Below are 14,626 nucleotides of genomic sequence, written 5' to 3'. Positions count from 1 at the left end.
AGTCCCAGGCAGCCGGCAAAGCCGGCCGAGACAAACAGGTTTCTCATCGATTCCCTTCTATTTTTTCGAAGTGCTGGGTCGGGCGGCGGGAAGCGCGCCGCGATTCGTAATGACACGGGTTCGGTCGATGCGGTTCCAGGGGAAACCTCTCATTCGCAGCAACCGGAATTCCTCAGTAGGTCGGCAATCCTTTGCCGACGTGAAACTTCGATCGCGTATCGGGCGTACACGTCGGCAAAGGATTGCCGACCTACGGGCAGCTGCGGCCTGCGCTGTGGATAGCGCTGGCGACGGCCTCGGCCAGCTGGTCCAGCGCGGCCTGGTGGCCGGCGACCAGCGCGTCGAAGCCCTCGCCGACTTTCTCGGAGACGCGCGTCGCGCACACCAGCGGCGCGGCGCGGCCGGCGCGTAGCTGCCATTGCGCCTCGAGCAGCGCGTAGGCGCCGAGCACCGATTCGAAGCGGGTCACGTCCACGCTCAGCGTCAGCCCCTCGACGCCGGCCGGCACCGCCACCGACGACAGCCGCGCGACCAGGCCGTTGCGGATTTCCTGCGGCAGCGGTGCGATCCATTGCTGCGACTCGATCAGCTCGACGCGCTGTGCGCCCTGGCGGATCACCAGCTGCGGATAGTCGGCCGCGGCCGGCACCTTGACCGGCAGCACCTCGACACCGGCCTGGCGCTGTGTCGGCGCGGCTGCATCGAGCGGACGCACCAGGGTGTAGTAGCGCACCGGCGCGGCCGAGCTGCAGGCCGCGAGCGCGGCGAGCAGCGGCAATGCGAGCGCGAGCGATATCTTCATTGCCAGCTTCATGGCTTGTCCTGCACGGCGGGAGTGGTGACGGCGGGTTCGGTCGCCAGCGGTTCCGGCAGCGGTGAGGCCGACAGGTCCTGCTCGCCCGAGGGCCGACCGCGCAGCAGCGACTCGGGATGCCGCTGCAGGTAGTCGGCCAGCGTGCGCAGCGAGCGCGCGGCGCGGCCGACTTCGTCCAGCGTGCCGCGCGTATCGGACTGCAGACGGCCGTTGTCGGACAGCGCGTCGGTGGCGGCGCCGAGCGTGCGATGCGCCTCCTCCACCGCCTTCTGCACTTCCGGTATCACCTGACCATCGAGCTTCTTCACCAGCGAGTCGGCCGACTGCAGCGTGAGGTTGAGGTTGTTGCCGATCTGGTCGAACGGGATCGCGTCGAGCTTGGTGACGATGCTGCTGATCTGCTTCTGGATCTGGTCGAACTCGCCGCGCGAGGTCGGGATCTCCAGCGGCGACTGGCCCGCGGGCGCCACCACCTTTTCTGCCTTCGGATCGAAGTCGAGCGCGACGTAAAGCTGGCCGGTGATCAGGTTGCCGGGCCGCAGCTGCGCGCGCAGCTTGCGCTCGATCAGCATGCGGAAGAAGGTGTCCGCGTTCTTCGGTTCGCGCTGGGTATTGCGCTGCCAGCTGTCGAAAGCGCGGCCCATGCTGCGCGGATATACGTCGATCGCGACGTCGGTCCAGAAGTCCTTGCGGTCGCGGTCGAAGTCCAGCTCCAGCGACTTGACCTTGCCGATGTCGATGCCCTGAAAGTCCACCGGTGAGCCGACCGTCAGGCCGCGCGCCGTCTGGTAGAAGCGCAGGCGCAAACGCACCGATTCGGCCTCCGACGGCGCTTCGGCCGCGGCGCGATCGTCGAACAGCTTGAACTGCGTGTTCTCCGGTGCCGACTCGCCGGGCTGATCCTCGGGGAAAGGCTGGAAGGCGATACCGCCGGCGATCACCGTCGCCAGCGACTGGGTATTGAGCTTGAAGCCGGTCGCGTCGACCTGCACGTCGATGCCACTGGCGTTCCAGAAGCGTGCATTGGTGGTGACAAACCGGTCGTAGGGCGCGTCGACGAACATCTGCAGCGTGACGCGCTTGCCGTCGGCGGCGAGTTCCCGGTCGATGATGTGGCCGACCGCGATGCGCCGGTAATAGATCGGCGATCCCGCGTCCAGCGAGCCCAGGTCGTCGGTGGTCAGCACGAAGCGCCGGCCGCGCTGGTCGTTGGTCACGCCCGGCGGTTTCTCCAGGCCCTGGAAATGCGTGCGCTCCTCGGTCGAGTGCCCCAGATCGACGCCGATATAGGCGCCCGAAATCAGCGTGCCGAGCCCGGACACGCCGCCGATGCCGACCCGCGGGCGCACCACCCAGAAATGCGAATCCTCGACCGCGACGATCTCGGCGTCGCGGATCAGGGACACATGCACGCGTACGTTCTGGCCGTCGTCGGTCAGCTCGGTGCGCTTGACCTTGCCGATCGGCACCTCCTTGTAGCGGATCTCGGTCTTGCCGGACTCGATGCCTTCGGCGGTCTTGAAATCGATCGTCAGCGAAGGCCCGGAGCTGAGGTAGCTGCGCACGCCCAGCAACGCCGCCGCGACCGCGGCGATGAACGGCACGACCCAGATCACGGAGACGGTCCAGCGGCGCGGTCGGCGCAGCTTGGGCTCGGGAAGCTGGCTCAGATCGGGTTCGGATTCGCTCATGTCGGTGTCGATCGCATTATTTTGGAGCAGGGTCCCAGATCAGCCGCGGATCGAAGCGCCGCGACGCCAGCATCGTCAGCACGACGACGGCGCCGAAAGCCACCGCCCCCGGCCGCGGCGTCACGTCGGCCAGACTCTGGAAGCGCACCAGAGCGGCCATCAGCGCGACAACGAACACATCGAGCATAGACCAGTGGCCGACGAACTCGATCAGCCGGTACATGCGGCTGCGGTTGACCCGCGCCCAGTGCGAACCGCGCTGCGACGTCACCAGCAGCACGACCAGCATGCCGATCTTGACCACCGGCACCAGGATGCTGGCAACGAACACGATGACCGCCAGGTCCCAGGACCCGGCCTGCCAGAGCTCGACCACGCCGCTCAGGATGGTGTCGTCGCGCGCCGCGCCGCCCAAGGTGCGGGTGCGCATGATCGGCAGCAGATTCGCCGGTATATACAGGATGCCGGCGGCGATCAACAGCGCCCAGGTGCGCGAAAACGAATAGCGCTTGCGATGCCACAGCGGCGCGTTGCAGCGCGGGCAAGGCGCGCCGTCGCAGTTCTCGCTGAGCCGCACCACCTGGCCGCAAGCGGTGCACCCCGCGACGCCGAGATCTTGGGCCGTGATCGTGGCCCCGATCACGGCCGTGGCCAGCGGCGCGTCCTTAGTCGCGGCCACTGCAGCGCTCCTCGGCGATATCCCAGAGCTGGTGCATGTCGAAGCTGTTGAGCCAGGTCAGCAGCACCGTCAGCAGCGCGAAACCCCACATGCCGAGCTTGGGCGTCACCTCGGCCATGCTGGACAGCTTGACCAGCGCAACCAGCACGCCGAGCACGAACACTTCGACCATGCTCCAGGGCTGCATCGCGCGCAGCAGGTGCATCGAGGTGTTGAAACCGGCGCCGCGCATGCCGAAGCGCAGCGGCAGCAGCACGTGCAGGTACAGCAGCAATTGCAGCAGCGGGTAGAAAAACACCGTCAACGCGGCCAGCAGCGCGACAAAGCCAACGCCGCTGTCGTAGGTGGCCAGGATCGCGCCCCACAGCGTCGCCTCGCGGTCATCGTTCGAAACCTGCAGATTCACGATCGGAAACACATTGGCGATGACCAGCACGATCAGCGCGGCGACCGCGAGCGCGAGCATCACGTCCAGATCGATCGGCCGGTTCCGATACAGCGGCCCGTCGCAGCGGCTGCAGCGCGCCAGCTGCCCGAGCGCCAGCGGACGGCGGCGGTAAACCGCGTCGCAGTGTTCGCAGATCACGATCGGGGCTTCGGACATGGACGCAGTTTGGCGCAGTTATCGGGTTTGCATGGCTCGTTATCGGAGCCGCGCGTTGCAATGGTCGAGCCACGCCGGCAGTTCAGCCATCGCCGCCAGCACCCGATCGGGCGGCGCTATCGCAAAATCCCGATCCCCGCCGTAGCCGTAGCTCAGCCCGACCACGGCCATACCGGCCGCGCGCGCCGCCTCGACGTCATGCCGAGAGTCGCCGACCATCAGACAGTCGCCGGGGGCGACACCGAACTGTCGTGCGAGATGCAGCAGCGGCGCCGGGTGAGGCTTGCGCTCTGCCAGCGAGTCGCCGCCGAGCAGGGCGGCGAAATAATGGCCGATGCCCAGCGCCTGCAGCAGCGGCGCCACGAAGCGTTCCGGCTTGTTGGTGCACACCGCCATCGTGATGCCCCGCCCGGACAATGCCGCCAGCGTATCGGCGACGCCCTTGTAAAGGCGCGTCTCGCCGAGCAGGTGCTCGCCGTAATGCACCATGAAGCGCGCGAACGCGCGTTCGAAGTCGAAACCCGGCGCCGCGCTGTCGACAGCGTGATGATCGAGCGCGAGCTGCAGCAGCACGCGCGAACCGCGGCCGACCCACGGCGCCACCCGTTCGCGGCCGACCGGCGGGCAGCCGTAGTCGGCCATCGCCGCGTTCACCGCCTGCACCAGGTCGGGCAGAGAATCGACCAGGGTTCCGTCGAGATCGAAGATAATCAGCCGCATTCGCGTGTCTGTGTTCCCTGGAAAGACATCAGGAGTTACCGGATTTGCCCCAGCCTGCTTTGTGCTCAGCTCCCGCGCTCCGGCGCCTGGCCGCGGGATGCCTCGCCGCGGCCCTCGTCACACTCTCAGCCCCCGCTCTGGCGGACTTTACCGCGCTGAAGAAACTGCAGTCGGACGGCGCGCTCGTCACCGCCTCGATCTACGACCTCGACAGCCGCCAGCTTGTCCAGACCCTGAATCCTGCGCAGCGCCTGGCTCCGGCCTCGGTGACCAAGATCGCGGTCGCCGCCGCCGCGCTGGACGCCTGGCCGGCGGACAAGGCCTTCCAGACCCGCCTGCTCGGCCTGGGCGCGGTCAAGGACAAGCGCCTCGAAGGCGACCTGGTGCTGCAGAGCGAGGGCGATGCCACGCTCGACCACCAGTCGCTGTGGCTGCTGGTCGCGCAGCTGCGCGGCGCCGGCGTCGAGGCGATCAGCGGCAAGGTGGTGGTCAACCCGGCCTACGGCCCGCTGGGCTGCGACAATATCGACCGCTGCGAGGCGCTGGAGCGCAGCGACACCGCGTTCAACGTGCCGCTGGCCGCGGTCGGCGTCGACTACGGCACCTGGTGCGTCTACGTGCAGGGGGCCTCGGTCGGCGAGCCCGCGCAGACCCGCGGCTGCGGCACCGCCAGCTTGCCGGTGCCGGTCGAGGGCAGCATCAACACGGTCGCCGCCAACGGCAAGAACACCTTCTGGGTCGAGCGCGTCACCCGCGACGGCCAGGACCTGCTGCGGGTCGGCGGCACCATCCCGCTGGGCATGGACCAGCGCGTGTTCCGCGCGATGTCGAACCCGGCGCTCGGCGCCGGGCAGACGCTGCGCGAGATGCTGGTCGAGTTCGGCATCAAGGTCGGTGGCAGCGACGTGGCAGTGGTCTACGGTCCGCTGGCCGGCAGCTCGCATGTACTGGCGCAGACAGAAGGCCTGGCGCTGCGCGAGCAGCTCGGCCGCATGCTGCGCTATTCCAACAACTACATTGCCGACCTGCTGACGCTGAACCTCGGCGCCGCGCGCCTGGCCAAGCCGCCGGCGCAGCTCGCCGAAGCCGCCAAGGCGCTGGCCGATTTCGTCGCCAGCACCCGCGACGATACCCGCGGCCCCAAGCCGCAGCCGCCACAGATGTTCAGCGGCAGCGGCCTGACCCCGGAGAACGAGCTGAGCGCCGACGACCTGATCGGCCTGCTCAGCCACCAGTACCGCGACACGCGCAACTTCCCGGCTTTCTACGGCGGCCTGGTGGTACCGCGCCAGGCACCGTTCGCGTTCGTGCGCCAGGGCAATGCCGACTGGCTGGACCGGGTTACCCTGAAGACCGGGACGATGAACGAGCCGCGCTCGGTCTGCGGCATCGCCGGCTACCTGCGCAAGAAAAACGGCGGCTGGATGGCGTTCGCGGTGATCGTCAACGGCGGCCCGAAGATGCAGCACGTGCCGCTGTACAAGTCGATGGAAGCGGCGCGCAACGATATCCAGGCGGTGCTGGCGAAGTATTGAGCGCCAATGTTGGGGTTCGCTGCGCTCACCCCAACCTACCGCTGCATCAGGCGCGACCTTTGCTTCACACTCAGCCGGGCTGGTTGCGCATCCAGTCCGCGGTCTGGAAGAACGAGCTCGTCAGGCGCCGCCGGACCGGCTCGGGTACCTCCGCTTCGGTCATCGCGCCCTGCATGCAGGACAGCCATTGGTCGCGCTCGGATTCGCCGATCGGATAAGGCAGGTGCCGGGCACGCAGCCGCGGATGGCCGAAGCGCTGCAGGTACAGGTCGGGGCCGCCCGACCAGCCGCACAGGAACCAGAAGAATTTGTCGCGCGAGCCTGACAGGCTGTCGGGATGCAGGCCGCGGATCCCCGCACAGGACGCTTCGCGATCCATGCGGTCATAGAAGGCGTCGACCAGCCGTCGCAGGCCGGTCTCGCCGCCGAGCAACTCGTACAGAGTGCCGGTTGTCGGGGTGTCGCTTGAAGTGATTTGCATGATGAGAGACATGGTAAGCCGGAAAACAGATGACTGATCGCACAACCGAGCCCACCGGCATCCGCCGGGGCGCACTGCTGTTCATTTTCTTCACCGTGCTGCTGGACGTGCTCGGCCTGGGCATGGTGATCCCGGTGCTGCCCAAGCTGGTCGAGAGCTTCTCCGGCGGCAACACCGCTCAGGCCGCCGGCATGCTGGCGCTGTTCGGCACTGCCTGGGCGCTGATGCAGTTCCTGTTCTCGCCGCTGCTCGGCATGCTGTCCGACCGCTACGGCCGGCGCCCGGTGATCCTGGTGTCCTGTCTCGGCCTGGCCCTGGATTACCTGCTGATGGCGCTGGCGCCGAACCTGGCCTGGCTGTTCGTCGGCCGGCTGATCTCGGGCATCACCGCGGCCAATTTCGCGACCGCCGGCGCGTACATCGCCGACGTGACCACGCCGGCCAAGCGCGCCGCCGGCTACGGCGTGATCGGTGCCGGCTTCGGCGTCGGCTTCGTCATCGGCCCCGCGGTCGGCGGCGTGCTCGGCAGCGTCGATCCGCGGCTACCGTTCTGGATCGCCTCGGCGCTGGCGCTGGCCAACTTCGCCTACGGCTGGCTGGTACTGCCCGAGTCGCTGCCCAAGGCCAAACGCACGGCAATACTGGTCTGGCGCCGCGCCAACCCGGTGGGCGCGCTGAACCTGTTGCGCGCGCACCCGGATCTGCTCGGCCTGGCTGGCGTCTACGGCCTGTTTCAACTGGCGCATCAAGTGTTCTCCAACACCTTCGTGATCTATTCCAGCTATCGCTACGGCTGGACCACGGGCCAGGTCGGCTGGGCGCTGACCGCGGTCGGCGTCTGCGGGATCATCGTCCAGGGCGGCCTGGTGCGGCGCAGCGTCGCGCGCTTCGGCGAGCGCCCCACCCTGCTCGCCGGCCTGTGCTTCGGCACCGTCGGCCTGGCGCTGTGGGCATCGGCCGCGACCCCGACCCTGTTCTGGATCGGGCTGCCGATGATTTCGCTGATGGGCCTGTTCGGGCCGTCCGCGCAGGGCCTGATGACGCGCTACGTCAGCCCCAGCGAGCAGGGCCGCCTGCAGGGCGCCAATGCCAGCCTGATGGGCATAGCCGGCGTGATCGGCCCCAGCCTGTTCAACCTGAGCTTCGCCTACTTCATCGCGCCGTCAGCGACGCATCACCCCTGGCCGGGCGCGCCGTTCTGGCTGGCGGCGCTGCTGCTGGGCGCCGGCCTGCTGCTGGCCGCGCACTACACCCGCTCGGCCGTGCGCCATGCCGAGCAGCCTGCCTGAGGGTAGGCTTCGCGGCATGGGCGCAAAAGATTCGGGCAGCAGCGATTTCGGGCCGGTGCGCCTGGACAAATGGCTGTGGGCAGCACGCTTCTACAAGACCCGCAGCCTGGCGCAGGAAGCCATTGACGGCGGCAAGGTCCGCTACGAGGGCGATCGCGCCAAGCCCGCCAAATCGGTCGCGCTGAATGCCCGCATCCGGCTGCGCCAGGGCTTCGACGAACTCGAGGTGATCGTCAAAGGCCTGTCGGACCAGCGCGGCGCCGCGCCGATCGCACGCCAGCTCTACGAAGAAACCGAAACCAGCCGCCGGCAGCGCGAACAGGCAGCCGACCAGCGCCGCATCCAGAACGCCTCGTTCGAATCGGTGCGGCCGGACAAGAAGCAGCGCCGGCTGCTGGAAAAGCTCAAGCGCACGCTGATCGACAGCGGGTTGGAGTAGCGCGGTGATGAAACCACCGCGCACTTGAATCGTAGGTCGGCAATCCTTTGCCGACGTGAGGCCCCGCCAGCGCATCGATTGCACTGCAATCGGTGAACAGCATTCTGGCCGCGTACCGACCATCGGTCGCCGCTGCTGTAGGAGCGGGTCATACCCGCGACTGAGGCCTTGAACGGCACAGTGGCGGGTATGACCCGCTCCTACTGCTGCAGCTCGGCGTCGGGCGCCTTACGGCACGCCAAGACCTGCACGAGTCATTTCACTTCGTGTTTCGGCACTGAACCGATCGACCTCATCGGCGGTGAATAGACCACGAGCGTAGATCAGGCGGAGCTGTATCGACGCGTTCGAACGCCTCGGGTCGTCGAACAACTGCGCCAGTTCCTTGTCGCGGCGATGTATGAGCTGATAGAGGTTTCTGTAGCGCTCATGGGCCGACAGCAGATCACTGTCGGCAAGCGCCGCGACCTCGACAAGAACGCGCTTGCAAAAGCGGTCCAAGGCAAGCTCACGCAATTCCCGAAACAGTTTCCAGTCGCGCTCTGGGATCGACATGTCCGTTTCGCTCCGCTTTTTCTGAAACAAACGATGGTTACGCCTAAACGTGCCGCGTTTTCCGGCGGCCGATCGGCCCCAATGCTTTTAGCGCATCCGCCTTGCTGAGACGCTGCGCCTCTTCGAAGGCGGCTTCAGGAACCCACTGCGGATAAGGGACATCGTGCGCCACATGATGCCCCGCAGAAGTGTGCTCTTGATGCACCTGTGCGAGCTGACCGGGCTCGAACTGATCCGCGAGCCTGATCAGCGCAGGCCACAGCCGCCGATGAACCAGCGTCACCTTCCCATTGACCAGGCGGCAAACCAGAATTTCCGGCGACTCGCTGAGTTTTTGCAACACCGCAAAAATCTGCCGGCCCTTGGGATGCGCCCACCAGCTCCCCTTGATCGGCTCCCGGGCAATGGCTTCTGCCAAACACGGGACAGGGCCGCGGGCCGCCGTCAGCACGATGCCATGCTCCCGAACAAACGACATGGCCTCGTCAGCGGTCATGTGCGGATCAAGCGGCGCGCCGAGCCATCACGGCCTCACTTCGCTCATCAGCGCGAGCAGGTTTTGGTCCGGATCACGGAAGAAGGCCATCCACAATTCGTGATCCGACATCTTCGCGACCAAATGCGGCCCCGCCTCGAACTGAGCGCCTCGCTGCGACAGCGCTGCAAACGCAGCCTCAAGATCCGGGACCTTGTAGTAGATCACCGAGCTGTTCCCGGCCTGCGCCTTGGCCGGGCCATCCAGCATCAGGCGAACGCCGTTCAGATCGAAGAAGCCCAGGCCGGGCGGCACCTGAAACAAAAACCTCATGCCAAGCACATCCCGGTAAAACTGAACTGCCCGATCGATATCACTGACCGGGACGGCGATCTGGCCGACCTGGCTCAGACCAGAGGCTTCCGCTGTGAACTCATTCATCGTCGTCGTCTCCTTGCGGTAATTCCAGCGCAGAACGCATACATTACCGCGCATGCCGGCTTTATGGTCCGGTTGCTTGGCAGTGCTCACTTGGTACGCCTTCACCAGCGGGCTGTGATCGACGAACACCATCGGAACACCAACTGCACTGTAGGAGCGGGTCACACCCGCGACTGAGGCCTGGAACGGCACAGTCGCGGCTATGACCCGCTCTACACAGGGGGCGATGCGCGCTCCAGTGAGAACGATCCTCCAGGTGCAAGGGGGCGCCAGCAACAACCCACCTCAGGACGGACGGATGGATTGAATGTTCGGTTCAACGAAGGCCTTGCGAGCCGCAGGAGAGAACAGCACATCGGCCGAGTAATGCGTGAGCATGATCCTGCTGTCGAGCAACTGCGGGCTGATGCGGACCAGCTCCGCATACGATGAACAAGCCGCCGACCGATTCATGAAGTGATCGACCGCCAGCACCCATGCTCGAGTGATCGTCTCATGGTACTTGGACTCACCAACGCCGAGATGCGCAAGAAACGCCAGAAGCGCGCCCTTCATACGCCCGACGGCTCCCTCCACCGAGTCTTCGCACAGGTAGGCGTAGGCCAGCCGCACATGCGCCGCATGATCAAACTCTCCGGCGTCAATTTGCAGGGCCTCGAAGGCCCGCCGAAATCGGTCATCTTCTGGCGATACGCGATACTTCATTCGACGACCTCCGTTGATACCCACCGCAATTCTGCCTGATGCAGGCACTCCGGATTTCCCAGGCCGCCCATCGCAATGTCAATCGGCGCGACACGTGGAGCCTGCAGATCGGTACACACCGGCACGCCGGCCGGGAGCCGTTGCCGGGCGGTATTTCCATGGCACTAAACGGCTGTGGGATTGCCAAGGGTCTTGTTCAGCCTGACCGCCCCTTTAACAAGGCAGCGCACTGTGTTGCTGGTGACTTCCTCGTTCTCGTTCAACTTGATCGTGGCCATTTCGCAGCTTGAGATCGACCTGGCATCGATTGATTATCACGCACAAGCATACGTTCAGAAGCCCTCGCCCCATTTCGTCTGTGTTCCTGCAGCAGGGACAAAGAGCACTGATGCAGTGCATGCTGGTTACGCTAAAACATCGTGAGACTTTTTCTGTTCCCAAATGGAGCTACCGACGACCTGGTCGCTACGGGAAACCATCCGCCGGCTGGCGGGCCCGCTTCTGAGGCCCTGCCGACAGATGCATGGTGCACCTTCGCGAGGAACGGAAAAATCGTCGGTTTCGACGAATCAGCGCGGCTGAATGAGCACGGGCGTGTTGCCCAAGCACGTCGCGACACCCCAGGCAGCCGGCCAACGACTAAACACTCCTGACCTCACTGTGAGGTCGGCTTCGGATTCTTTGAGCCTGCCTTGCGCAAAGCGGATCGACTCCTGAAACCGGGCTTGGCCAGCACTTTTTCCAGGGTCTGCTCGATATCACCGGCCTGCGATCCGCGCGAGGCGCCGAGCAAAATGGAGAGCGTGCCAAATACGAGTCGATCGAAAAGAGTCTTGTCGGCAATTTCCTGCCGTGCCCATTTAAGAATCACCGCGAAAGCGCGTTCGCACATTTCGGCGGCGATGGCCTCAGCCGACACCCATTTTTTCAATGAGTCCTGCTGCCGCATCTGTTCAATGAGCAGTAACCAAGTCTTGTAAAGTGCGCCATACATCGATTCCGGCATGTGGCGATCATTATCCAGCTTGAAATACAAACCCACCAGGGTACTCGTAAACGACCGATTGTCATGGCAGGTACGCGTCAGGAGCTTAAGGCCATGGATGAAGTTCTCGATCGGCGACCCCGATCCATCATGTTGAATAAAACCGTGAAGTACATTGCGCTCGTAATGGTCGATGACGGCCATTGAAATGAGCGCTTCTTTTCCGCCAAAGCGATTGTAGAGCGTGGCCGGTGCGACCCCGCTGGCGGCCGCTAGCGACCGAATGGTCATCTTCTGGCTGCCGACCTCGGAGAGCAGCCGCTTGGTCGTTTCGAGGATTCTCTCGATATGTGCCTCTCTGAAATCCGGCTCGTTCTTTTTCGATGTTGCGGCCACTTGCGAATCCAGTATGTCTTATTAAGGCACCAATGTTAGCGGCTAAGCGGGCTTTCTGTCTTAAAGATAATTCGGCGGCCCTTCAACATGCAAAGCTCCAGTCGGAGAAGCAGTAGAACATGTTCTACTGCTATCGTGACGACCGACAGCAGACCTCCCCCCTTGTTGGTCGCGTCGATGCGCCTGCCCAATCGCCTGCTCGTGCTGATCACCAACGGTATCGCCTACGACCAGGAGTACGAGGGCCCGTACGCCGACCGCCGGCTAATCCAGTTCGTAGCCGAGCGTCACTCCGAGCGTCATCGGTGGCGCGTATTGGCCAAACATGCCCAGCGCATTCAAGAGCTGCTGGGAATAGTACTTCTCATTCGTCAAGTTGTTTCCCCATAGCGCGACGCTCCATCGATTGGCGATGTGGGCCCAGACCGCACGTGCATTGAGAACGGTGTAGCTGTCCTGAGTTGCACGCGCGTCGTTGCTGGAGTCGAAGAAGTAGTGGCCGCTGTGGTACACATTCGTCGACACCTGCACGTCACCCATGGGAAGCGAACGGCTATAGGAAATACCAACGTTGCCCGACCATTTAGGAGAGTGCGCCAAGGTGTTGCCGGAAAAATCTCTCGGTGTTGGCGTGTTGCCCGCGCCGTTATCGATGAAAGCGACGCCGTCCTCAAAGTCCTTGTATTCGTGCTCGAACATGTAGGAGAACCCCGTATTGATCTGAAGGCTCGCGAGCGGCTTGGCGACAAGATTGATCTCGACGCCTCGCACGGCCGCCTTTTTCGCATTGTCGAGCTGAGTGGGCGCGGTCTGATCGGTGATCGTTGCCACTTGAAGATCCCGATAGTCGTAGTCATATAACGCCGCTTCCAGTCGGGCTCTACCGTCGGCGAAGCTAAGCTTGTAGCCAAGTTCGAATGCTGTCAGCTTCTCAGGATCTACTGGATGTGTGTCACCGGGTGAAGGCAGATTGTAGGAGCCGGCCTTGAAACCGCGCGAGATCGTGAAGTAAGTGAGACTGTTGTCGGTGCTGTAGTCAAGCGAGATCTTCGGCGAAAAGTCGGTCCAGTTCTTATGAGCGCCGCCCGGTAACTCGGCCACCTGACCTGCACCGTCGACCGTGATCGTTGCCTTGTCGAGACGAGCCTTTTCCAGACTGTAGCGGCTGCCGAGCGTGAGCCTCCAGTTCTGTTCCGCGCCGAACTTGTAGCTTGCCTGTGCGTAGGCTGCATAGGCGTTGGAGCGCGAAGCATCGTCGATATGCTGCTGGGGTTGATCGAAGGTAATCGGCGGAGTCGTTCCCGCCGGAACGCTCAGGTGATCAAAGGCGCTGTAGTTGTAGTAGGCATAAAGGCCGCCGACCCATTGCAGCGGACCGTCGCCGTTGGAAACGAACTGCAATTCCTGCGATGCCGCCCTGGTCACAGTTTCAGAGACAAAGAAGGCAACTGGCGCTTCCGTGGCATCGTAGTCGATCGTGATGGGAGTCGAAACATCCTGGTAGCCCGTCAGGCTCACCAGATCGAAGCCGGTGAAAGGCATTTTGACTTTCAGGTCTCCACCCGCCTGCCTTGCGCCCCAGTCGAAGGGCACATCGTTGTAAATATCGTGCCGCGCGTAGTTCTGAGTGCCTCCCAGCGCGACGCCTGTAGAGTCCGGCTGGAACTGCTTGAATGCACCGTTCTGCTGGTTGTCCGATTTCACGTACCAGCCAGCCAGTTCTGCCTCGGCGCCTTCGCCTAACCTGTAAAGCAGCTTACCACGCACGTTGCCGGTTGACTCGTCGTCGACGCCATCGGCTCCAGGCGCCTTGTTCTTGATATACGGCGATTGCTCATCGTATGAGAACGCAACACTGCCCGCCAGATTTTCGGCCAGCGGTCCGGTAACGTAGGCGGCCAGGTTTCTGGAATCATAGTTGCCAAGCCCGGCCGCGACTTTATAGCTGAGAGCGTCCATTGATGGACGCTTCGTGATGATGTTGATGGCTCCGGCGGTGGTGTTACGCCCGTAGAGTGTGCCCTGCGGCCCATTCAGCACTTCTACCCGTTGCACGTCGAACAGCGTTTGTCCGCCCGTCGGTGCAAGGGGCATGAAAATGCCGTCCTGATAGATCGCGACGCTGCTATTGGTGCCGGGCGCAACGAAATCGGCGCCGACGCCGCGAATGTAGTAGAACTGGTACCCGCCGAACTCGTCGTACGTGAGGCCGGGCGATACGAACTTAAGACTGCCCGTGTCGGTGATACCTCCCGCCGCCAGATCGTCTCCCGATATCGCCGTCACCGCGATCGGGGTCTTCATCACGCTTTCCGAACGCTTTTGAGCCGTAACGAAAACTTCTTCGATTGCGGATTTCGGTTCGTCGTCAGCTGCCTTCTCGGTGACGTTTTGCTTTTCCTTGACGGCGCCCGTCTCGGCTGCGAGCGGCGCTGCGTCTGCACTGCCGGTATCAGGCTGCGGTTGCGGCGTCATCTGGGCAGCTTCGATCCGGATGGCCGAATCCGTCTCGGGAGCGACGACCGGGTCGGTCGCGCTTGCAATTTGCGTGGAACCGCAAAACAACATCAAGGCATACCCTAAGCTTAAGCGCAAGTTCTCTCTCCTCAAGTACCGCGTAATTTTCTTGTACTGACTTTTGTGTGATGAATACTTGTGTGTCGCGACGGGGCCCCGATATCACCCGCGAGCTATTCCGGCGAAATTCATGCGGTCGATGCTATCGAGCAGCCGGATCTCGATGAGTCGTCGAAAGCGACGACTTATTTCGCATCCACTACCGTTCGTGAGCGTTCAATCAGCCGTTGGTCAAACGGC

General features: G+C 63.8%; 16 protein-coding genes. 4 read left to right on the top strand and 12 right to left on the bottom strand.

Going from position 1 to position 14,626, the window contains the following annotated elements; all coding sequences use genetic code 11:
* Positions 1 to 250 precede the first annotated feature (250 nt).
* From JWQ90_RS10965 to JWQ90_RS10945, 5 genes are read right to left on the bottom strand one after another with little or no spacing between them, the layout of a single operon-like run.
* Positions 251 to 814 (bottom strand): membrane integrity-associated transporter subunit PqiC, encoded by a 564-nt coding sequence (locus tag JWQ90_RS10965; RefSeq protein WP_299693484.1) that lies wholly within the window; start codon positions 812 to 814, stop codon positions 251 to 253.
* Complete coding sequence (locus tag JWQ90_RS10960) at positions 811 to 2,505, bottom strand: MlaD family protein (RefSeq protein WP_299693482.1); 1,695 nt, start codon at positions 2,503 to 2,505, stop codon at positions 811 to 813. Before JWQ90_RS10960 ends, JWQ90_RS10965 begins: the two co-directional genes overlap by 4 nt.
* A 16-nt stretch (positions 2,506 to 2,521) precedes the next feature.
* Positions 2,522 to 3,184, bottom strand: coding sequence for a paraquat-inducible protein A (locus tag JWQ90_RS10955; RefSeq protein WP_299693480.1), 663 nt, complete (start codon positions 3,182 to 3,184; stop codon positions 2,522 to 2,524).
* Entirely contained in the window at positions 3,171 to 3,788 is a 618-nt protein-coding gene (locus tag JWQ90_RS10950; RefSeq protein ID WP_299693477.1) for a paraquat-inducible protein A, read from the bottom strand. The genes JWQ90_RS10955 and JWQ90_RS10950 overlap by 14 nt, the downstream gene beginning before the upstream one ends.
* Positions 3,789 to 3,827: 39 nt before the next feature.
* Entirely contained in the window at positions 3,828 to 4,508 is a 681-nt protein-coding gene (locus JWQ90_RS10945) for a phosphoglycolate phosphatase (RefSeq protein WP_299693475.1), read from the bottom strand.
* 44 nt (positions 4,509 to 4,552) lie between these two features.
* On the opposite strand from JWQ90_RS10945, the gene dacB reads away from it, so the two are divergent.
* Positions 4,553 to 6,043, top strand: a complete 1,491-nt coding sequence (gene dacB, locus JWQ90_RS10940) for a D-alanyl-D-alanine carboxypeptidase/D-alanyl-D-alanine-endopeptidase (protein WP_299693472.1) — start codon at positions 4,553 to 4,555, stop codon at positions 6,041 to 6,043.
* Between the two features lie 70 nt (positions 6,044 to 6,113).
* Here dacB and JWQ90_RS10935 read toward each other — a convergent pair whose 3' ends face one another.
* Positions 6,114 to 6,524, bottom strand: a complete 411-nt coding sequence (locus JWQ90_RS10935) for a group II truncated hemoglobin (RefSeq protein WP_299693469.1) — start codon at positions 6,522 to 6,524, stop codon at positions 6,114 to 6,116.
* A 29-nt stretch (positions 6,525 to 6,553) separates the two neighbouring features.
* Between JWQ90_RS10935 and JWQ90_RS10930 the strand changes: the two genes are divergently transcribed.
* Both JWQ90_RS10930 and JWQ90_RS10925 read left to right on the top strand, forming a co-directional pair.
* A complete protein-coding gene (locus tag JWQ90_RS10930; RefSeq protein ID WP_299693467.1) occupies positions 6,554 to 7,813 on the top strand; it encodes a TCR/Tet family MFS transporter in 1,260 nt (419 codons plus the stop codon).
* 16 nt (positions 7,814 to 7,829) lie between these two features.
* Positions 7,830 to 8,252 carry a S4 domain-containing protein gene (locus JWQ90_RS10925; RefSeq protein WP_299693465.1) on the top strand — a complete coding sequence of 141 codons (423 nt, stop codon included), beginning with the start codon at positions 7,830 to 7,832 and terminating at the stop codon, positions 8,250 to 8,252.
* A 228-nt stretch (positions 8,253 to 8,480) separates the two neighbouring features.
* On the opposite strand, the gene JWQ90_RS10920 is transcribed toward JWQ90_RS10925, so the two are convergent.
* From JWQ90_RS10920 to JWQ90_RS10905, 4 genes are all read right to left on the bottom strand, one after another.
* Positions 8,481 to 8,807: a hypothetical protein gene (locus JWQ90_RS10920; protein ID WP_299693462.1), complete on the bottom strand. Its 327-nt coding sequence runs from the start codon at positions 8,805 to 8,807 to the stop codon at positions 8,481 to 8,483.
* Between the two features lie 43 nt (positions 8,808 to 8,850).
* Entirely contained in the window at positions 8,851 to 9,303 is a 453-nt protein-coding gene (locus JWQ90_RS10915; protein WP_299693459.1) for a hypothetical protein, read from the bottom strand.
* Between the two features lie 27 nt (positions 9,304 to 9,330).
* A complete protein-coding gene (locus tag JWQ90_RS10910; protein WP_299693456.1) occupies positions 9,331 to 9,855 on the bottom strand; it encodes a VOC family protein in 525 nt (174 codons plus the stop codon).
* A gap of 153 nt (positions 9,856 to 10,008) precedes the next feature.
* Positions 10,009 to 10,428: a hypothetical protein gene (locus tag JWQ90_RS10905; RefSeq protein ID WP_299693453.1), complete on the bottom strand. Its 420-nt coding sequence runs from the start codon at positions 10,426 to 10,428 to the stop codon at positions 10,009 to 10,011.
* A gap of 192 nt (positions 10,429 to 10,620) precedes the next feature.
* Here JWQ90_RS10905 and JWQ90_RS10900 point away from each other — a divergent pair, with 192 nt between their 5' ends.
* On the top strand, positions 10,621 to 10,851 hold the full coding sequence (locus tag JWQ90_RS10900) for a hypothetical protein (RefSeq protein WP_299693450.1): 231 nt from the start codon (positions 10,621 to 10,623) through the stop codon (positions 10,849 to 10,851).
* 232 nt (positions 10,852 to 11,083) lie between these two features.
* Here the strand turns inward: JWQ90_RS10900 and JWQ90_RS10895 are convergent, their stop codons facing one another.
* Together JWQ90_RS10895 and JWQ90_RS10890 are read right to left on the bottom strand one after the other, a co-directional pair.
* Entirely contained in the window at positions 11,084 to 11,809 is a 726-nt protein-coding gene (locus JWQ90_RS10895; RefSeq protein ID WP_299693447.1) for a TetR/AcrR family transcriptional regulator, read from the bottom strand.
* A 264-nt stretch (positions 11,810 to 12,073) separates the two neighbouring features.
* Complete coding sequence (locus tag JWQ90_RS10890; RefSeq protein WP_299693444.1) at positions 12,074 to 14,404, bottom strand: TonB-dependent receptor plug domain-containing protein; 2,331 nt, start codon at positions 14,402 to 14,404, stop codon at positions 12,074 to 12,076.
* Positions 14,405 to 14,626 lie beyond the last annotated feature (222 nt).

This window comes from Hydrocarboniphaga sp. (genome assembly GCF_028291725.1).
Classification (GTDB): Bacteria; Pseudomonadota; Gammaproteobacteria; order Nevskiales; family Nevskiaceae; genus Hydrocarboniphaga.
Note: the sequence above shows the minus strand (reverse complement) of the source record. Positions and strands in the feature narration are given on the sequence as shown.